Here is a 20852-nt window from a genome sequence, read left to right on the forward strand (position 1 = left end):
CTTACAAAGTGTAAGTCTTAGTTGCTCAATCATTATTATTTATTAAGATTTATTATTTTCTTCGCTCGTAACAAAACAAGAAAAACATCACTGACAGGCTTTTCTAAAGATTCCGATAGAGCTTGCTGATACAAATTCAATTGACCACGATATTTTTGTACAATCGAATCAATCGCTACTTGGCTTTCACTATCTAAAATATAATCGGTCTTAAAATCATATAATTGAATGTGGGTTGGAAATTCGATATAGCCATCGACGATTCCGTGGACTAATAATTCGTCTTCTTCATTTGAATAGTCTTTAAATACCTGATTTGCTGGTAGTAGCATCGAAAAAGGTTGCTCTCGTTTGACAAGTTCTTTGTGCTTGATTAATTCTTTCCCTAATGCTGTTTCAAAAAACCAAAGAATGGCAGAAAAATCTATTTGTTTGGCTACTTTAGAGTCTACCAGACGTTTTTCAACCAATTCATCTAATAATGTTTGCAATGATTCGGTCGTTGGCCTCTCTAGAGGAAGCAATTGCAATAAGTAATGCGTGGCTGTCCCTACAGCGGCTGCGGATACCCTCTGTGATTTTTGCAAAAAACGCGGTTGTGCTAACGTCTCTTGCGTGTAACGAAATTGACGATTCAATCCTCGTGTCTCATTGCTTTCCCAGACAAGTTTTGCATCCATCGTGTCATCTGGGTCCTCAAATAATCGCTTGATTTCAGAAACAGATTGGTAACTGGTCGTTTGCGTCGATTCTTTGAAAGGATAACGATAGTCTAAACGTGCTTTTAAAGAAGCAGCTAATTGTGTTTGATCAACCATTACGTTTTCTGCTTCCAAATTTTCTTTATTAGCCAAAAATTGTCTCTTTTCTAACATGGTTTGTTGATTCATCCAAGTAATGGAAAAGCGACTGTCATTGTGATTCAGTTGAGAAAAAACAGTGGTGTGTTCATTGTAATTTTTCATCAGTGGGTGTCGCATCAAGCTAAAGCCGATCCAATTCATCAAGCTGCTTTTTCCTTTTAAGCGTGTGGTTGGCTCTAAAACAAGGTTGGTTTGTTCAGAAGCTTCTGCCCAACTTTTCAACGTATCTTCTTTATTTTTATAAGAACCGACGATGAATAATTTTTGTTCTGCTCTGGTGAGACCCACGTATAATTTACGCATTTCTTCTGATAATAATTTGTTTTGTTTCGCTAATTTAATAGCCTGATAAGGGAGCGTATCATATAACACCCTCGTGTCAGGTTCCATATAACGAATACCGGCTCCTGTCTTTTCATCAAACACATATCGTTTTCTTAAATCTTGTAAATTGAATTGCTTAGTCATATCTAATAAGAAAACAATGGGAAATTCTAGCCCTTTACTTGCATGGATTGTCATCACTCGTACTGCATTATCTGCTGAAGTGATCACTGGTTCTGCTAAATCTTTGTCTTTTTCTTGCATTTTCTCAATAAAACGCACGAATTGATACAACCCTTTAAAGGAGCTTTGTTCATAGGACTTGGCACGATCAACTAAAGCATACAAATTGGCTTGTCTTTGCGCCCCAGCTGGTAATCCTGCGACATATTCCAAATAACCCGTTTGGAAATAGACTTCCCATAAAAGATCTGTAATGGAAGAACGACGGGCAAGTTCTCGCCAATTTTCCAATTGTTCATTGAAATGACGTAATTTATCTGCCAATTCATCCTTATTTTCTAATTGATACACAAGAACAGCTTCATAATAAGTATGCGTTCGATCCGCTAAACGTATTTGAGCAAGTTCTGGTTCAATCAACCCGACAATTGGCGAGCGTAAAACAGAAGCCAACGGAATATCTTGATAAGGGTTATCGATCAACTGTAACAAAGAAATCATCGTTCGTAGTTCGGTCGATTGGAAATAATTTTGTGCATCATTCATTTCTAATGGGATCTCAAGTGTTTTAAAAATTTCAAGTATGGTTAAATTATTTTTCTTTGTTGGTGTTAAAAGAACAATGTCTTTATATTCAACCGGACGATTTTGTTTTGCCTTCTTATCATAAATCATAAATTTCCCATCAATTAATTCACGGATTTTTAAAGCAGTCATAAAAAGTTCGCCTTCTGTTTTGTCTTCTAAGCTTTCATCCATTGGTAAATCCAACGTAGGTTCTTCTTCTTTTTCATAAATCAACAATTCGGGTTCAAACTGTTTACTTTCAGGAAAATCAGAAAAACCTAAAATTAATTGTGCTGCCTCATCATAAGAAATCTGTCCTACGACAGGATCCATGAGTTGTTGAAAAATTAAATTGGTAAAACTCAAAACTTCCTTTCTTGATCGGAAATTTTCTGCCAAAACGATACGACGCCCTCCATTAGACGTTGAAAATGCCTCATATTTTTCGACAAATAAACTAGGATCAGCTAACCGAAAAGAATAAATGGATTGTTTGACGTCTCCAACCATAAACATATTTCCTTTGGTATCATTGGGGTTTCTAAGCCAATAAAGAATGGCTTCTTGTAATTGATTAATATCTTGATATTCATCCACCATGACCTCTTTAAATTGCTTACGATAATGGTCTGATGCTTCACTTGGCAACCATTCTTCATCTGCTTGTTCAGTCAAAATTTGCAGAGTAAGGTGCTCCAAATCATTGAAATCCAATACGCCTTTTTCTCTTTTTCGTTGACTAAACCCTGCCATGAACTGTTTCGTGATTTTCGTCATTTCTTCGACTAACGGAGCGGCTTTTTGGGTAAATGCTGTGATTTGTTCAGGAGACAAAGGAAAGTAATTCTTTCCAATTTGTTGAATGATTTTTTTTGCTTGATCTCTTAGATTTTTCACTTCAGCCGAGCGTTCTTTTAATTCTGCTTTACGACTACTTTTGAAGGTTGAAAAAGTTAAAGATTCCAAGCCATCATAAGCTTTAATCAGTTGATCTTGTAATAAATTTTCATAGATCTGCTGAATTTGTTTTTTTTCTTCCGCGACTTGATCGAACATTTTTTCAAGACCATCTTCTTGCGCTAAAGCAATCATTTCTTCGTAAAGGCGGACACATTGTGCCATATCAGCTAGTAAAAGTGGTCGAAGTTGGCTTTGATATAATGGTGAGTTTTCCATTCCTTCTTTTAAATCATAACTTGTCACTAATTGATCTAACCATTTGTTTGGATCAGGATTAGCACGAGCAAATTCATAAAGGGAGAAAACGAGATTTGTTAAACCATCATCTGAGCGATCATTCGAAAAATTCATCGTTAATTGGAAAAATTCTTCACGATTTTCCGCATAAAATGACTCTCTTAACTCATCCCATACGTCTTCTTTCATTAAAATTGTCTCCGTCTCATCAGTTAACATGCGAAAAACAGGATCAATGTCGATTAAATAATAATAACGCCGAATAACGGTTAGACAAAAGGCATGGAGTGTTGAAATATTGGCATTAGGTAATAAAACCAGCTGTTTGGTAAAATGTTGTTGATTGAGTGGATCGCTTTCGCTATTTACCGCTTCTTGTAAGGCTTCTTGGATACGCTCCTTCATTTCTTTTGCAGCAGCTTCCGTAAAGGTAACAATCAATAGTTCATCGATATTGAACCCCATCTTCAATTTTTCAATGACACGACGGACAAGCACGGTCGTTTTTCCAGAACCGGCAGATGCTGATACAAGTAAATTGTCCCCTTGATCGAATATGGCTTGCCATTGTTCGTCGGTGAATCGTTCATTTTCTGGTCTTAAAGGAATTTGAGTCATTCTTCTTCCTCACTCCTTTTTATTATTCTTCGCAGTGCTTCTTCTTTGTTTAACTTTTCAAGTCGATGGTAATTATTTTCTTTTAACATCACATCAAACGTACAAATACTTCTGAAAGGACAAAATTGACAAGCAAGTCGTTCTTTGTCTTTATAGGCAGGGTTTAACTTAATTTCTCCAGAAGTAATTTTCTCACCAGCTAAACGCATATTGGCACGGTTATGTGCCATGAATAGCTGCAATTCTTCTTCAGAATAAAATTTTTCTTTACTAAAACTCCCTTTTTGATATTCCTCTTTCGCATTCTTTTTCACAGGATAAATCAAAGAATTTTCTTTAGCTTCCAATGAATGGTCCAGCACTTCCAATAATTGAGGGTCATCTACAAAAATACCGTCATAACTAAATTTCTTTAATGTCTCTTTTTCTATTTCTTTCGTATCAGTCAAAATCGGATTATGAACATGTAAGTAATACGATCCGGCTGGTCGAACTGCAGCTTTCCCAGTCAGTCTAACCGCATCCATCAATGCCACATCCAGATAAGTTAACAATTGCATCGCCATTCCATAATAGGCTTCGGTCACATCAAATGAACGCCCGCTTGATTTATAATCTACTACGCTAAGCCAAGTATCTGCTTGTTCAACTGCGACATCTACTCGGTCAATTTTCCCCCGAACATGTAATTTTCCACCATTATTAAGGGGTAGTTCTAGACCAGGAATTCCTTTGGCTCCTGCAATTTGTCCAAATAATATTTCTGTTTGCAAAGGTTTCATTCCTGTGTTTTTACTTTGTTTTTGTAAAGCCCAAGCGACTTTTTGAATCGTTTGTCCTAATTGATAACGAATATAATTCATTCGGGCGGAACTATCCAAAATCTCAAAACGCAGTTCACCAAATACCTCTTGTAATACTTTTTCCGTGAATTCTTTTCGCTGTTTTTCTGACATTTCCACTAAAGACAACTGATTCGAAAATAATAATTTAAAGAAACGGTCCAATGATTCATGGTAGAAGTCACCCGTCGCAGCTGGTGTTAAACCATAAACCATCCGCTCTTTCAGTTTCAAACCAAATTGCACAAAATATTTGTATTCGCAATTATAGAAATTTTCTAACCTAGAAATAGATGTATAGATATCTTTTCCATAAAGCTCTTCTGCCATTTTTTGTGGTAATGAAACAGGTAGATTTAGATGGTCTTGGCTTTCAAAAACTCTTAAAGCAAAGTTCCGCCATTTTGATTGTAAAATTCTTTCTCTTAGTTCCAACCAATAAACAGGGATCTTTTTTTTCTCTTCTTTTGCGATGCGGTAAATATGATTAATCGTGTTAATGCCACTTCGATACGTACCAACATGACAATCTGGGTCACTTTCTAAAAGAAGGTGTTCTTTCCTTTCGATGGATACGCCCAAATAATCATGAATACGTCGTAAATAAGGAGACATCTTCAAAGTATTCGTATCATAGCTTTGCGAATAACTTAAATAGAGTCGTTCTGTTGCAGAGGAAAAGACTAGATAAGCTTGTAAAGGCTCAAAAGTCAGGTTCTCTTTTGCTGGGTCAAATAAAAATTTTTCATCTGCTAAACGGGTGTTTAATTGTTCTCTTTCTTCACTTGTTAGCAAACCTTTTGTCTCTTTGCGATCAGGAAATACCTGATCATTTAATCCGATAGCAAACGTAATTTTTGCTTGATTTGCCCGCACGAGTTCTAATCGGTTAATAAGCACTTGATCAATTGCTGTAGGGATCTTACCATAACTTAAATTTTCAAGTCCACTCATTATGATTTCTTGAAACAACGACCAATCGAAATCAGTATCGCCATAAATCAAAGAATATTCATCAAGTAAATCAATCAATGCGCCCCATGTTTGTTCATGGTTTCGTGCCGCTGCTAAATTGCCCCGTTCAACTTCTTGGTTACGCCAAAATAGCAACTGTTGCTGTACGCCACTAGAGATTAAAAAGCGATAAAAAACAGTTGCGCCTTCTTGTCCTGTTTTACATCTTTTGATTTCTTCAAAAAATGTGGGAACTTTCTCTTTGAAAAAATGTCTGATTTCATTTGAGTAATTTTCTAGTTGCTGCACATCTTCTAACTGTTCCGCCTCAAAATCATAAGAAACAAATTGCCAATCTTTTTCTCTTGTCCAATAAGTCCCTTGATAGTTGTAGGCAAGCGCCACATTTTCTGTCATATCTAGTTTTGTGCGGAACTGATTTCTTTGCTTTCGCCAACTTTCTAAATCAAGGGTTTGATCTTCTTCACAAATAAATAATTCGGTTTTAAAAAATCGCATGATATCATTTAATCGATACGCATAACGGTCAAGCGAAAACAAGCTGTTGATCCATTCGATCAATGGATGGTTTTCCATTAACTGCTCTTCATCAATATAATACGGTATCGCCATTTCTTTAAAAACAGGTTGGATCAAATTCCCATAAAATCCCATATCTTTTGTTAAAATTTGAATGTCACGATACCGATAATGTTCTTCACTCACTAATCGCCTAATTTCAACAGCCAACTGGCGCACTTCTTCTGTCGCGTTTTCTGCTTCCCATACCTTCAATGCCTCTTGTTCTTCTAATTTTATGGGTTTAATTTTTTTATTACTAGACGTGTCTTCCCACATTTTTTGCAAATTTTGAAGAGCAAATGGCAAGGAATGCGCGGGTGCGTACTTTTCAACAAAAACGGGTATTTTTCGTTCTTTTGCGCTAGAAATTAATTGAAAATATAGTTTTCCTGTTTCATGAAAAAGTGTCAATAGCTCAGGCATTTCAGTAATATAAGGGCGATCTAGTAGTAAGTCAACAACTAAACGTCCTTTTTCCATCATGACTTGCAACAATTGATATTCTTGTGCATTCACCCGAGTAAATCCGCTAACGATGAACTTTACTTCTGACATCTCTTGCGTCTGCATATAATTGGCTAGAATTGTCAACGCGTCTTCTACTTGTAATGCTCTTTTAAGGAGTTCTTCTTCAAAAGCGGTAAAGATCAATTGTAAATCCTTCATTTTCAATTGTTGATTTTCTTCCTTTGGTGATTCAGTCGGTTGTGAAAAAACTAAATCTTCTGGAGCAATCTTTCCAATCTGTAGTTCATTGTAAAGCTCTTGTAATTGCTTGATAAATCCCTTTTTATTAATTTCTCCACGAAAAATGGTTAAGTTCTCTTCATTTTTTTCTAGTATTTGGCGTAAGATCATTGCAGAACCAGATTCTGTCAGCTCATTTCCACTAAGTAAAGTTGTTTGTTGGAGCAAATACCAAGCAAGTCGGTAAAAACTAAAAACTTGAACGTTTGTCGTGCTAAAGGCTGATTTTCCACTTTTTTTACGTAATTGCGCTAATATTTCTTGTTCCTGTTCAAATTTATTATAGTTCGGTACAAGGAAAAATACTTGATGATTTCTATCTTCTGCAAGCCAATCGACTGCTTCATCGATCAACATTGCTTGGTGATCTTTTCGAGCGGTTCCGAGAATAAATTGTAAAGACATTTTCCCTCTCCTTATCTGTTGAAGTCACTTTCTTATTCATTATACCAAAAAATCTGAACATTTGTTCTTTCTGTTTCTAATTTTACAATTATATTTGATACAAAAATAGAGTGTGAGACAAAAAGTAAAGAATACTTTTTGTCTCACACTCTAAATATGTGTAAACGGTGTTCAAGTAGCAACTCCTCAACAATAAGAGATACATTTCTAAAATATGAAAAGCTATTTTAAAAATGTATCTCTTATTTGCTCGGAGCTGACCGCTACTTTCACGACCTCTTATCAAACGGTGTTCAAAGGCTTGCATCTGCGGCAATAAGCTCGAACAGAGGAAAAACATGAGAAACTGTTTTTCTCTGTTCGTTCTTATTGCTTGATGCAGGGCAGCCTTTTCACAAGCTCTTTAACGAATAGAACCCATTAATTTTTTAATTGGTTCTTTGATTGTAAATAATACGATTCCTCCAACGATTGCTACGATACCAACAACCCCAAAATATGTGGATTCAGTACCAGGTGTATAGAATCGTGCGATTTGCGCATTAATGGCTTGAGAAGAGGCATCCGCTAAGAACCAAATAGCAATTGTTTGTGATTCAAAAGCTTTAGGTGCTAACTTCGTCGTTGCGGATAAGCCTACTGGTGACAAGCATAATTCAGCAATAACTACGATAAAGAAACTTCCAATTAACCACAATGGGCTTACTTTTCCATCTGTTCCATAAAGCATGCCAGGTAACATCAATAGTAAGAAAGATAGACCAGCAAATAATAACCCTAAAGAAAATTTCACAACAGTTGATGGTTGACGTTTGCCTAATCTTGTCCACAATGTAACAAATACTGGTGTTAATGCGAAAATAAAGATTGGGTTCAATGACTGATACCAGCTGGCTGGAATGTTCATACCAAACAACGTAGATTGTGTACGTTCACTTGCAAACAAAGCTAAAATAGAAGATCCTTGTTCTTGTAATGACCAAAAGATGATTGCAGCAATAAACAAAGGAATATATGCCCATACTTTTGGTTTTTCTTCCGCTGAAACGTCTTTTGATGTCAACATTTTTACAAAGTAGTATAAAGGTAACAAAATACCTAACACACTAATTGTATTAATGAAGAAATCAATGGATAAGTGGCCTGTCAGTTGTGCTCCACCGAAGATCGCTGCAATCACGATCAAGGCAATCACTAAATTACGAATAAATCCTTTGCGTTCTTCGGGTGTTAATGGGTTAGGTGCAACTGTTCCCACACCGTCCAAAGTTTTACGCCCTTGAATGACATATTGTAAAAGACCAAAGAACATACCAATTGCAGCCAATGAGAAACCTAAATGATAGTTATATTCTTGTCCAATTGTTCCTACAACGATTGGTGCGATCATCGCACCTAAATTAATTCCCATGTAAAAAATTGAAAAACCAGCATCACGTCTTAGATCCGTTTTTGAATACAAATGACCGACCATACCGGAAACATTTGGTTTCAAAAAGGCGGTTCCGATGATGATTAATGCCATCGAGATAAACAAAGTAGAGACACCAAAAGGCAATGCTAAAACGATGTGCCCGAGCATGATAAAAATACCACCAAAGAAAACTGTTCTTTTCGAACCTAATACTCGGTCAGATACCCAGCCACCAATAATACTAGACATGTAAATTAGTGAACCGTAAATTGACATAATTGCTAGTGCAGACGCACGTGGTAAACCAAGTCCTCCATTTGTTACTGTGTCGTACATGTAATAAATAAGTAATGCACGCATACCGTAGTAACTAAATCGTTCCCACATTTCTGTAAAGAACAATGTGGACAACCCCTTCGGCTGACCAAAGAAGCCTTTGTCTTGTTGTTTTTCCATAATTTATACCTCAATTCTTTAAATTTTCAGAAAATACTATAAATATTCACTGAAAAATTTAACTAAAAAACTTATTTTAGAAATATATACTTATTTTCTATAAAAACGAATAAATTTTGATTGGAAAATGATAATAAAAAATAAATAGATATTTAATAATTATATAGATTCGAGCGATCAATTTTTATCATTGCTTATTTAGCAACAATGGAAACGCTTGTTAAAATAAATCTATATTTCCCTAAAATCTCACAAAAAAACTTATTTTTAGTGAGCATATTATTTAACTTACTTTTTGTAAGATGATATACTTCGTTTGTACTCATAAAATATGCATTTTATAACAAAAGGAGATTTTTACATGACAACTTTTACTGAAACGCTACAAAAACGCCGTTCAATCTATGACTTGGGACGCAATGTGTCTTTATCCAATGAAGAACTTACTTCACTGATCCAAGAAGCAATTAAAGAAAGCCCAACAGCTTTCAATGCGCAATCCACTCGAGCAGTTATTCTTTTTGGCGATGCTCATGAGAAATTATGGGAAATCACAGAAGAAGCTCTTCGCCCATTAACACCCGCCGAAGCTTTTCCAAACACACAAAAAAAATTAGCGGGTTTTAAAAACGGTTATGGCACTGTATTGTTCTTTAAAGATACAGATATCATTAAAAACCTACAAGAACAATTTACATTATATGCCGATAACTTTCCAGATTGGTCCGAACAATCAAACGGAATTGCGACTGCCAATACTTGGGTAGCCTTAACAGAACAAGGACTAGGTGCTAATTTGCAACATTACAATCCAGTGATTGATGAAGCTGTTGCTAAAGAATGGTCGATCCCATCAAACTGGAAATTACGTGCACAATTAGTATTTGGTTCACCAGAAACACCTGCTGGAGAAAAAGAATACATGAACGATGAAGATCGCTTCCGTGTCTTTGATTAACAACTCAAATCATTACTATTTCTATTCATAGATTTAAAAAACAAGCCTGATTTTGACCTAGTTTCAAAATCAGGCTTGTTTTTTTGTTTTATACTTTGCTCTTCTTTTATTTGAATTGTTCAGCCTAATGGGTCTCCTAATTTTCATTTGAGAACGCTGTTTCTAAATATTCAACGAGTACTAATTCTCTCTTCCTGAATCGCTTTGCGTTTGCTGTTTCAATTTTCCCTTGTCTTTACTACTGGTAATTTGACTTGAAGACATCGCCTTTTCTACTGCCCTATCGGTAATATCTTTTATTTTTATCTTAACTTCCCCAGTTTCTTTACTATACATTTCATTCCATTGCTTTTTCAATTCCTCTCTCCTTTCTTATCTATTTTTGAAAAGAATTTTATCATTTTTCTCGCCTTTAGCTATAGGTTATTCCCAATTTAGCAACGATTCATCATTAACGAACTAGAAACTTGTTCCTAAACAATCATCCGATAAAAGGAATGGATAAACCGTTTAAAAATAATCTCACTAATGATTAAACGAAAAGCCAATCTCTTCTTTCCCCCTCTCATTTTTAGAACACAAGCAACTATTGTCATTAGAGTGAACAATCAATATAGCCGATGGTACAAACCTCAATATTCAGTTACTAATCAAAACGATCGGCCGCACACTTTTGTAAGAAATGCGTCAAAAAGATCGTTAATTTCTCATAGATACATTTTTCTACATTATACTAAAGAAAACTTTATCTTATTGTATATTTATTTCATAATGTTAGAAATAAGTGGTGTTTGTTTCTAGAATCCATTGATTAGAAAAGAAGCCCAGCCATTATGAAAACGAAAATTTTTACTGAAAGAAACGTTTCTATTGTGTCAGTACTATTATATTTATGCGATTCACCGAAAATTTTGGTAAAAAATAACCAATCAATTGGAAATTGATTGGTTTAAATGAAGGTCTATTATCTTAGTACGTTTAAAATATATTCAAAAATTCTTTCTTAATATCTAAATAATATGACACGGATATCCGTCCAAAAAACTAAGAGCCCATTATTTACGACTACTGGTTCCCATTTCCGTAAGCAGATGATGTTCACTCTTGATCCGAATCAATCATAATATCAATCTCTGCCTCTTCATTTAGATGCTGAGCTAAAAAAGTTACTAGTTCTTCCATTGAAGCAGAAAATTTTAACATTGGACCACGCCAACCATTACGAAAAAAATTCATTTTTATTTCAGTAGAACCTTGTGGCTGATACAATACAATTTTATTGATTTCAGAAAAAGGTACACCTTTAATATCAAAACTATTTAAAACAAGTCCTTCTTCCGTCATCCCACGACTATCTATTAAAAAACTAATGAAGATCATCGCTGATAAAACACCCTTAGCTAATTCATCCAATGTTGGCTGACTAATAAGAGTAAACCAAAGAACTAAAACTGCAAGAAAAGGAACAACTAAGTAAACCCAACGATTTCTTACGGTTCGGTAAACAATTTCTCTTCGTACAAGCCATAAAAATAAACACATGACTAAGACAAATAGAAACAATAACAAAGTAAATATACTGATCATTTCACTATCCCTCTTTTACCTTTTTAAAACGTTAGAAAAAGAAATAAAAATTACAAAGCAAAAGGACGTGCAGTATCGATTTCGTTACCGCATGTCCAAAATCTTTTTTCTTATTCAAATGTATCATATTTCGCTACAACCATACTTGCTTTTTCTTCTAATAATTCTTGGTCTTCTATTGCACATTGAGCAACTTTGACTACGGCACAATTCGTCATTTTTGAAACAACTTCTCCCATGACTGTTTTTGTAAACCCAATAGGCTTACATAAATATTGCTCACCCAAATTAATCATCTCTTCCGTCATCAAAATCCTCCTAAACTGCAAAAAATTTATTGTAAAAGGTTCTTATCTCTTGATTTCTCATTTTTTGAATACTTTCCAACTAAAATTGATGTCAGTCCATTTCCTCTTCACAGGAACCTTACTGGCATTATAGCGCACTGTTTTCGTTTTCACAATTAAAATAGTCGATGAATGCAAAAGATTTTTCCATCATAAAATAATATTTGTTTATTTTAAACAATTTGTAAGCGGAATGGTTTATTCTATCATGATAAAATAAATTTTTTATTTTATTTTTAAGAAAAAACATTATAATAGTAAAAAGGCTAGACAAAAGGAGTAAACAAATGAAAAAAAGTGTTGGTAAAAAAATTCTATTCTTAGGCGTTCTAGTATTTATTGTTTTTTCTAGTCTCACTTATTTATTTGATCGAAACGATAAAGAGTCAACGACGATTACCTCTGGAGAAAAAGTAAGTTCGACTGATAAAAAACAAGTATTACTAGATGTGCCTTTAGAAAACCAATTGGAGGAACCAGCGTTAGAGAATGGGTGTGAGGTTACTTCTTTATCCATGTTACTCTCTTATTACGGGTATCAGACATCAAAAAATCAATTGGCTAAACAGTTAAATTATGTTCCTGTCTTCAATGCAGACGGCACGCATGGTGATCCTAATGAAGGATTCGTTGGTGATATTACTGGTGGAGATTGGGCAATGGGCGTTTATGTCCCCCCGATTGCTTCATTAGCGCAACAAATCGTAAAAACCGATTACCATACGGAATCAAAAACTGATGCTACCTTAAAAGATATTAAAAAAGCTTTACAAAAAGGACATCCAATATGGACTTCTGTTACATTAGACTTCCAAGTTCCCAGTGAAAACGACTTCCTTACTTGGCAAACAAATAACGGAAAAGTCAGGGTCACGCCACTCGTTCATGCTTGCGTGGTCACGGGTTATGACAAAGACACCATCTATGTGAATGACCCTTATGGAAAAAAAGACCGTGCTGTACCAATCAAAGACTTTGAAGCTATTTTTACAGCAATGGGCGGGCAAATGCTCACTTTGGAGAAAAGCTAGTATTTAGTTAAAAAATACCTTATACTCTAGCTAAATACCATTCGAAAGGACGGCAAGAGGTGGAAAGATTTATTCATAAAAAAAGAGATCCTAATGAAATACCCATTATTTTCGTTCGTGATGCCAGAGGAAACACTCCATTTAAAGTCTCAGTAAATGAGTGGACCAACCGCTACAGCCCTCTTTCTCTTAATGAACTAGAAATCAAACTATATCGACAAGCTTTAGCTTACTATTCTGAAAAGGACTATTCCAAAGCAATCGATTTATTAAAATATCTGATTTCACAAACTAGTTATACACATTTTGAATATATTGAGCGTCTAGCAACAATCTATCAAATCATTGATGAACCCATAAAAGAACTCCAACTTCTCAATTCGGCTTTATCTGTCGCTGAACTGATTTCTCTTCCTTCTGCTTTGATAAAAAAATTAGAAAAAAGAAGGACTCACGTGAAAGAAAAACTTTATAGTAACTGGTAATTTTTAGGGAATGAATGCCAGATGTGTTAAGGATAAAATTTTACAACTATTAGAAAATAAAATAAGTAAAATAGACACAACAATGTTCTTATAAATAAAAATCATACAAAATAAAGTCCAACCAAAGAGGAAAAATACTTTCCTTTTTGGTTGGACTTTTAACTTTTTGTTTACATAATAAAAATATAGTTATTCAATAATTGCTAAAGCTTTTTTAGGAACTTCTTGTCTTTTGACTTCTTCATAGCTTTCAACATGGGCACCTTTATTCGTTAATTTCAAATAGCGTCCTTCTTTTAAGACGGTCAGACCATTAAAGGAAATGGTCCGTTCATGACCATTTTTATCTGCAGCTTTTTGTATATAAGTAGCAGTGCCATATGAATTGACTTCATCTGGTTTTTTCGTCTTTACATAGACTTCTCCTTTGGTCACCAATGGATTTAGCTGATCCAATACCCCAGCTATCTCGTCAGATGAATGAAGTGTATAAAACTTCAAACCAACTAATGCAATTCCAGAAAATAACACGACACCAATGATACTTTTTATTACTTTCATCTTCCTACCTCCTATTTCTCTTTTATTATAGAAAGAAAAAGAAATTTCTTCATCCGCCTTTGGATGGAATTTTTTCTCAGTCTTTAGCTTGTACGCTCACAAAAAAAAACACCCAAAACAGAACAAACTGCTTTGAGCGTTTTTGACTGTTTCACTTCGAAACGATCATTTTCCAGGCTACTTAGATACTTTTCTTATTAATATAAACGCGTTGGATCATAATGATAAGTGACCTGACCATTTAACCCTGCCTTGCCGACTATATACTTTCGATTTTCCAATTTTAGCCAAGCTTCACGAAATAGCAGGACTTCTTCTCTTTTAACATCTATTTTTTCAATTTTTCCATCAATTAATTCTTGGATAAGTGATTCGTATGGATTCATTATTCCCCTCCGTTACATCAGTTGGCTGTAAAGATCAATTCATCATCCATCCTTTAGTTTCTAGTTTCTGAATCACTATGTACATTCGTGTCCAGTATTTTACGTTTAGCGTACCTTAAATGCTTTTTGCTCCTATTTATGAAATAAGTCGGCAAATTAGATGAGAACAACGACAGACAATGATTATTATTTTACTCCATGAAAGTTTCATTTTTTCTCTCCATCCAATTATAACAAGAATAATTTTATTAATCAAAAGACCCTCTTTTCCATTTGCATTCCTTCCTTTATAGAAATACTTGCATCATTTAATACAAAGTGTTATTTTGTATGATAGACTATTTAATAGGGGAGGAACATTCGTGGTTACAATCGGTCAGCTCGTTTTTTATATTCCTTTTTTTATCATGTTAAGTATCCTTCTTTATTACATAAACTGGACCAAAAGAAAGTTATCTGTTTTATTTTTTTCGCTCCCATGCACTTACTTTACTTATCAAATCTTTTCATTTCGCCATTGGGAAACGCCAGCGACACTCATTAGACATATCATCGGTTTTGTTTTTTCAATGATTCTTTTGATTTTTTGGCTTTTCTTTTTGTACAGAAATCAAAAATAATAGCATAGATATCCTATTTTCTTAAATAAAAAAGAGAGACAACAAAGAAACAAATGAACCGACCTCCAAAAAGTTAGACCAAAAATCTAATTTTTTGGAGGTCGGTTCAAAATCAAGTAACTTCATTTACTCTCTATTTTTATTTGTTATTCATTGACACCGAAAAAAGATTTAAATCGTTCAAAAATAGAACCTTGCTTTAATTCAATGAATTTTTGAGCTACAGGAAATTTATCTTCCAATACTTCTTTATTTGAGTCAATCAAATTTTTTGCTTCTTCGTATTTTTTTTCCTTGCATAATTGTTTGACTTCATTTAATACATCACCAGCACTCATTTTCTCACCTACTTCAGCTTATTTAAATATTTTTGCTTTAAGTTTTTTTTAAGGTAAAACCCTTATGATTCATTTATCCCAAATAAACTTTTTTCATTTTTTACTCCGAAGAGAAACTGTATCCCTGTGATACAGTTTTCTTTTGGTCTTTTTTTAAAACAGTAGTTTTTTCACTTACCTATTCTTACTTATATAGAGAAATTCATCAAATGGACAATCAATTATCGTAGCGAAATGATGAATGTTTCATACAAACTATTTCACGACAAGAACACTACAAGGTGCATGGGTAACAATATGAGACGCGGTAGACCCCACTAGAGCTTGCTGAATCGCACCTTTTCCTGTTGCACCTAGCACAATTAAATCAATGGCTTCTTGTTGCGGAAACACCGTACCGATTAGATTACGTGGATCGCCTGTTTCGACAATTGCATGAATATCAGTGAGTCCATACTCTTTTGCATCATGAATTTTCTTTAACATTTCTACTTCTATTTTTTGTTTTTCTTCCGCATAGATTTTTGAAAAGGCATATGCACTATGGGTTAATTCCACTTGATTGATCACCGAAACAATAAATAATTCTGCTTCATTATCTTTGGCTAAATCGAGAGCTTCCAAAAAAGCTTGTTCGGATTGCTTTGAACCGTCCACTGCTACCATTATTTTTTGATACCTCTTACTCATGAAATCGCCTCCTTGTTTCTATTATTGTAACATCACTTACCAAATTAAAAAAAAATTTACACTGTTTGTGTTTATTTTTGTATTTTTTTCGAAAAATGTAGCTTTTTTTTATTTTTTTCAGTGTTTATTTTTCTCATCAAAACGGTTTGTGAAATGTTTATTTTAACCGTTTATGACGGTTTTCTCATTATTTTTCACATTTTATGATAATCTAATTGTTACAAAAAACGTATCTTTGTTACAAAGTGTCACAAAGCTTTCACCTATGAAATATTTTCTCATGGTAAAGTATTCCTCGTTGAACACAACAAATTTATTTTTTAACTTACGAAGGAGATTCTACATGAAATCACTTAAAACATTACTACTTGGAACAACTTTGACTGCCGGCGCTTTATTCTTTATGGGAACATCTGCACATGCGGACGAAGCTTATACTGTCCAATCAGGTGATACATTATCAACGATCTCTCAAAAATACGTTGGTGATAACTCTTTGATCCAAACGATTGCAGAAAAAAATTCAATTTCAAATATTAATTTGATCTATGCAGGTCAACAATTAACTATTCCTACAGGTAGCCAATCTGTGGCAGCTCAACCAGTACAACACACACAAGCACAACCTGCGGCTCAACCTGTTAAACAAAATACAGCTGCAAAAGCAACTCCTGCAGTGGCTCAAACAACACAAGCTACACAAACAACTACTGCTACAAGCACAAATGCAGCGAAAGAATGGATTGCACAAAAAGAATCAAGTGGTTCTTACACAGCAACAAATGGTCGTTACATCGGACGTTACCAATTAGATTCTTCTTACTTAAATGGTGACTATTCAGCAGCAAACCAAGAAAGAGTTGCTGAACAATACGTAGCATCTCGTTATGGTTCATGGGAAGCAGCGAAAGCTTTCTGGGAAGCAAACGGTTGGTACTAATATAAAAAGGAAACTTTTAAAGGCAAAGACTCATGGTGAGTCCTTGCCTTTTTTATTTGTGTTTTTATTTAAATTTTCTTACTTTGTATTTTTTATATCGTTTCACTTTTTTGATACCCCACTCGTAATGACTTGCAGTAGACGAAATGAAATAACTTCCTAGTGTTGTATTCCCTATCCAAGCAAATTGCTTTTTCTGAAATAACTCCTCGTTTTTAAACAAACGCAACATGGACATAACTTGTTGATGGCTTTCTTTCAATAATTTTTTTGCAGTAGCTAAAGATGTTCCTTGATATTTTTCAACAAATTCTTGATTCATCTCTCCATAGTTGCGCCAATTATAAGGTTCAGGTAAAAACTTTTTTCCTTCTCCTTGAAGATTACTATTGATCCATTGTAGTAATAATTGATGCCGCTCATAAAGATGAATCAATTAAATTCCATAATTCATCAAAACGTAATGTGGCTGCTTCCAGTAATTCTTCTTTCGTCTTTGGACGCAATGGAATCACTCCTTTATCAAACATCTTTACATCCATTATATCATTTGTTTTTTTTAATACTATTTTACAGAATATAAAAAAAACCTCACCTTTTGATTTATTCCCTATAAGTGAGACAATAAAACAAAACGGCTTTTGATATGATGCATCAAAAGCCGTCTTGTTTTATTAAAGTATCCAATCTATTCAATTTTCCTCGATGTTTTTTCACTTTAGTTCATTAGCTAAAGTGAAATGTCCGATAACGTCGATAATTTTATTTAAATCAACATTCCCACCAGATACTATCGCGATCACTTTTTTTCCATGAACATACTTGTCCACTTTTCTTGAAAGGATAGCGGCGGTCGCTAACGCACCAGAACCTTCTACGATAATTTTCGTTCGTTGAATTAAATCTTTCATTGCGACTTCAATTTCTTCTTCTGTTACGGTAATCATATCATCGACGAGTTCTTTGACCACCTCAAAAGTTAATTTTCCAGGATATTCAACAGCACAACCATCCGCAATTGTTGGATTGATCTTGTGCCCAATTCGTTTTCCTTCATTATAAGAAGCAGTCATTCCATGAATGTTTTCTGCCTGAACGCCAATGACTTGGATATGCACATTAAAACTTTTTAGTGCGGTCGCTATGCCTGCAATTAAGCCACCTCCGCCCACAGGTACAAGAACCGTATCAACATCCCAAGCAGCATCTAAAATTTCTAATCCTACCGTTCCTTGCCCAGCCATCACATAGGCGTCATCATAAGGAGGAATATATGTCACATCTGTCTGTCCCACCAACATTTCACAATACTCTTTTGCTTCATCAAATCCTTTGCCATGTAAAATGACCTTTGCTCCATAGTTTTCTGTTGCTTTCACTTTTGCCATTGGCGCTGTTTCTGGCATGACAATGGTGCTTTTTATCCCTAGTAATTTTGATGTCAATGCTACTCCTTGTGCATGGTTTCCAGCAGATACAGCGATGACCCCTTGACGTTTTTCTTCTTCTGTCAGTTGCACAATTTTATTAAATGCGCCTCTAAATTTAAAAGAACCTGTTAACTGCATATTTTCTAATTTTAAAAAAACTTGGCCGCCAGTAAAAGCAGAAAGAAACATGGTTTGAATTAACGGGGTTGTTCGAACATATTCTTTGATGTTTTTTTTCGCTTCATTAATCGTTTCAATAGAAATAGGTAATTTTACCGTCTCTTTTATCATTTACAAAACATCTCCTATTCTCGTAAATGGAACATCAATTGATTCTGCCAAAGCTTTAGAGACAACTTTTCCTTTATATAAACTTATTCCTGACAAAAGCGATTCATTTGATTTCAAAGACTCATCAAGTCCTTTTTCACTTAGTTCTTTGAGAAATGGAATATTCCCTTTAGCCAAAGCAATCGTAGCTGTTCTCGGTGTCGCACCCGGCATATTTGGTACACCATAATGAATGACGCCGTGCTTGATATATACCGGATCAGCATGAGTAGTAGGACGATCAAGTGTTTCAATTGTTCCACCTTGATCGATCGAAATATCAATCACAACACTTCCGGGTTTCATCGTTTTTATCATATATTCTTTGACTAGTTTTGGTGGTTTCGCTCCTGGAATTAATACGGTTGAAATAAAAACATCTGCTTTTTTTATCGCTTCTTCCAAGTTTGTTGTATTCGATTCAAGAATATCTACGCGATCATTTTTATATTTTGCTTTTAATTGCTTGATTCTTTCTTCACTCACCTCAAGAATTATAACTTGACAGCCTAGTCCTACCGCCATATCAGCAGCATTTTCCGCAGCGTTTCCGCCCCCAAGAATGACAACCGTTCCAGGATCAACTCCTTCGATTCCAGGAAGTAAAATTCCTTCACCACCATGTTGTTTCTCTAAATAATATTGACCTAGATTGACTGCACGTCTTCCAGCAATTGCACTCATCGGTTTTAATAACTTAAGTACGCCATTCACCGAGATATTTTCTCCTGAAATGGCCGTGATGCCTGCTTCCATCATTTTCTCTACGCAAGTTTTATTTGCTGCTAAATGTAAAAATCCCCAAATCATTTGTCCTTCTTTAAAATAATGGTACTCGCTTTCCATTGGCTCTTTCACCTTAACAATTAGCTCCGCTTCCCATGCTTGAGCAGTATCCACAATCGTTCCGCCAACTTCTTCATATTGTTCATTTGTAAAACCAGAACCAATTCCAGCATTATGATCAATTAAAACTTCATTTCCAGCATTCACTAAGATTTTCACATTCTCTGGAGTCATCGCTACTCTCGATTCTCCCTGCTTTGGATCTTTAATTACGGCTATTTTCATTTTTTTCTGCTCCCCTATCTATTTTTTAAACAAATTGTGAACTACTTTACTTATCTATGCCAAACGTTTTTTACGTTTGAAGTGAGCGTTTCTTGGAAAGAGAGAGACTTGTAAGTTCATCTTTTACTCACAGTGATTTCTCTTGCTGACCAAGCGATCCCCGTCGTTCTTACAGTTCTTGATATTACCTAAAACAATAGTTATATCCGTAAACTTTTAGACAAAATATTTCCCTTCATTCCTTGATAAGGATAATCAATTTCAGTTATTTGAATAAAAATTTTTCACTTGCTTTTTCTTTTATGTACCAAAAGTTTTACACCCATCCAGTTCAATAGGTTTACTTTTTTCATGGATGCCACGATCTTTTTTATTTTTAGTAACTATACAAAAAAGAAATAGCAACTATTCAAAAATTCATTATATGTTCCAAGTGTCAATTTCATTTTTGAAGAGCCTAAACAATTATCACTCCCTTGCACAATTACAAGGTAATTAGACCAATTTAAATAACACAATAAATTATACTCCACCCCCTTATAAAACGCTTTCAGAAACAGCGAAAAAAATAAGGAAAAAGAACGTCCATCTATTCTAATGCCGATAAAACAAAACAATAGAAAAAATATTCTCCCAAACAAAATATACGTTACTAGAAGCAATAAGTCAATATAAAATGACAAAACATTCGTTACTTATGATCTTTCAGTTTTATTAAAAAATAGAAATGCTAAAACATTTGGTGAAAAAATACATGAGTTCAACAATAAATCCATGACACTCACTCATAAAAACATTGTCCTATCTCTTGTTGCACATTATACTAAAAAATTAAATATTTTTTATCTAACTATAAAGGAATTTTTTCGGTATCTATCTTTTCTCTTCCTTCATTCACATTCGCAACTGCTCACTCATTTTCGATA

18 protein-coding genes are annotated in these 20852 nt (G+C 34.6%); 5 read left to right on the top strand and 13 right to left on the bottom strand.

The features are described 5' to 3' along the window. Positions 1-35: 35 nt before the first annotated feature. From addA to EVI01_RS00980, 3 genes are all read right to left on the bottom strand, one after another. Positions 36-3752: a helicase-exonuclease AddAB subunit AddA gene (addA, locus tag EVI01_RS00965; RefSeq protein WP_010751096.1), complete on the bottom strand. Its 3717-nt coding sequence runs from the start codon at positions 3750-3752 to the stop codon at positions 36-38. After that, complete coding sequence (locus EVI01_RS00970; protein ID WP_010751097.1) at positions 3749-7282, bottom strand: PD-(D/E)XK nuclease family protein; 3534 nt, start codon at positions 7280-7282, stop codon at positions 3749-3751. Before EVI01_RS00970 ends, addA begins: the two co-directional genes overlap by 4 nt. A gap of 403 nt (positions 7283-7685) precedes the next feature. After that, complete coding sequence (locus tag EVI01_RS00980; protein WP_010751098.1) at positions 7686-9152, bottom strand: peptide MFS transporter; 1467 nt, start codon at positions 9150-9152, stop codon at positions 7686-7688. Positions 9153-9513: 361 nt separating this feature from the next. Between EVI01_RS00980 and EVI01_RS00985 the strand changes: the two genes are divergently transcribed. After that, entirely contained in the window at positions 9514-10110 is a 597-nt protein-coding gene (locus tag EVI01_RS00985; protein ID WP_010751099.1) for a nitroreductase family protein, read from the top strand. A 180-nt stretch (positions 10111-10290) separates the two neighbouring features. Here EVI01_RS00985 and EVI01_RS13560 read toward each other — a convergent pair whose 3' ends face one another. From EVI01_RS13560 to EVI01_RS00995, 3 genes are all read right to left on the bottom strand, one after another. After that, complete coding sequence (locus tag EVI01_RS13560) at positions 10291-10467, bottom strand: hypothetical protein (protein ID WP_010751100.1); 177 nt, start codon at positions 10465-10467, stop codon at positions 10291-10293. Between the two features lie 741 nt (positions 10468-11208). Then, complete coding sequence (locus tag EVI01_RS00990; protein WP_010751101.1) at positions 11209-11697, bottom strand: hypothetical protein; 489 nt, start codon at positions 11695-11697, stop codon at positions 11209-11211. A gap of 110 nt (positions 11698-11807) precedes the next feature. Next, entirely contained in the window at positions 11808-12005 is a 198-nt protein-coding gene (locus tag EVI01_RS00995) for a hypothetical protein (RefSeq protein ID WP_010751102.1), read from the bottom strand. Positions 12006-12331: 326 nt separating this feature from the next. Here EVI01_RS00995 and EVI01_RS01000 point away from each other — a divergent pair, with 326 nt between their 5' ends. Together EVI01_RS01000 and EVI01_RS01005 are read left to right on the top strand one after the other, a co-directional pair. After that, positions 12332-13075 (top strand): C39 family peptidase, encoded by a 744-nt coding sequence (locus EVI01_RS01000; RefSeq protein WP_010751103.1) that lies wholly within the window; start codon positions 12332-12334, stop codon positions 13073-13075. A 59-nt stretch (positions 13076-13134) separates the two neighbouring features. Beyond that, positions 13135-13560, top strand: coding sequence for a hypothetical protein (locus EVI01_RS01005; RefSeq protein WP_010751104.1), 426 nt, complete (start codon positions 13135-13137; stop codon positions 13558-13560). Between the two features lie 189 nt (positions 13561-13749). On the opposite strand, the gene EVI01_RS01010 is transcribed toward EVI01_RS01005, so the two are convergent. Both EVI01_RS01010 and ykzS read right to left on the bottom strand, forming a co-directional pair. Continuing rightward, positions 13750-14121: a YxeA family protein gene (locus EVI01_RS01010; protein WP_010751105.1), complete on the bottom strand. Its 372-nt coding sequence runs from the start codon at positions 14119-14121 to the stop codon at positions 13750-13752. A 197-nt stretch (positions 14122-14318) separates the two neighbouring features. After that, positions 14319-14507, bottom strand: coding sequence for a protein YkzS (ykzS, locus tag EVI01_RS01015; protein ID WP_010751106.1), 189 nt, complete (start codon positions 14505-14507; stop codon positions 14319-14321). A gap of 362 nt (positions 14508-14869) precedes the next feature. Between ykzS and EVI01_RS14210 the strand changes: the two genes are divergently transcribed. Then, positions 14870-15127 (top strand): hypothetical protein, encoded by a 258-nt coding sequence (locus EVI01_RS14210; RefSeq protein WP_025480649.1) that lies wholly within the window; start codon positions 14870-14872, stop codon positions 15125-15127. Between the two features lie 146 nt (positions 15128-15273). On the opposite strand, the gene EVI01_RS01025 is transcribed toward EVI01_RS14210, so the two are convergent. Further along, complete coding sequence (locus EVI01_RS01025; RefSeq protein WP_010751107.1) at positions 15274-15465, bottom strand: hypothetical protein; 192 nt, start codon at positions 15463-15465, stop codon at positions 15274-15276. A gap of 255 nt (positions 15466-15720) precedes the next feature. After that, the gene (locus EVI01_RS01030) at positions 15721-16155 is read right to left on the bottom strand and encodes a universal stress protein (RefSeq protein WP_010751108.1); all 435 of its coding nucleotides are present in this window, start codon (positions 16153-16155) and stop codon (positions 15721-15723) included. 343 nt (positions 16156-16498) lie between these two features. On the opposite strand from EVI01_RS01030, the gene apf reads away from it, so the two are divergent. After that, positions 16499-17095: an aggregation-promoting factor gene (gene apf / locus EVI01_RS01035; protein WP_010751109.1), complete on the top strand. Its 597-nt coding sequence runs from the start codon at positions 16499-16501 to the stop codon at positions 17093-17095. Between the two features lie 64 nt (positions 17096-17159). Here apf and EVI01_RS01040 read toward each other — a convergent pair whose 3' ends face one another. From EVI01_RS01040 to ald, 3 genes are all read right to left on the bottom strand, one after another. Further along, on the bottom strand, positions 17160-17531 hold the full coding sequence (locus EVI01_RS01040) for a ClbS/DfsB family four-helix bundle protein (protein ID WP_010751110.1): 372 nt from the start codon (positions 17529-17531) through the stop codon (positions 17160-17162). Between the two features lie 277 nt (positions 17532-17808). Further along, the gene (gene tdcB, locus EVI01_RS01045; RefSeq protein WP_010751112.1) at positions 17809-18816 is read right to left on the bottom strand and encodes a bifunctional threonine ammonia-lyase/L-serine ammonia-lyase TdcB; all 1008 of its coding nucleotides are present in this window, start codon (positions 18814-18816) and stop codon (positions 17809-17811) included. Next, on the bottom strand, positions 18817-19926 hold the full coding sequence (gene ald, locus EVI01_RS01050) for an alanine dehydrogenase (protein WP_010751113.1): 1110 nt from the start codon (positions 19924-19926) through the stop codon (positions 18817-18819). Positions 19927-20852 lie beyond the last annotated feature (926 nt).

The organism is Enterococcus villorum (assembly GCF_007990225.1).
GTDB lineage: Bacteria > Bacillota > Bacilli > Lactobacillales > Enterococcaceae > Enterococcus_B > Enterococcus_B villorum.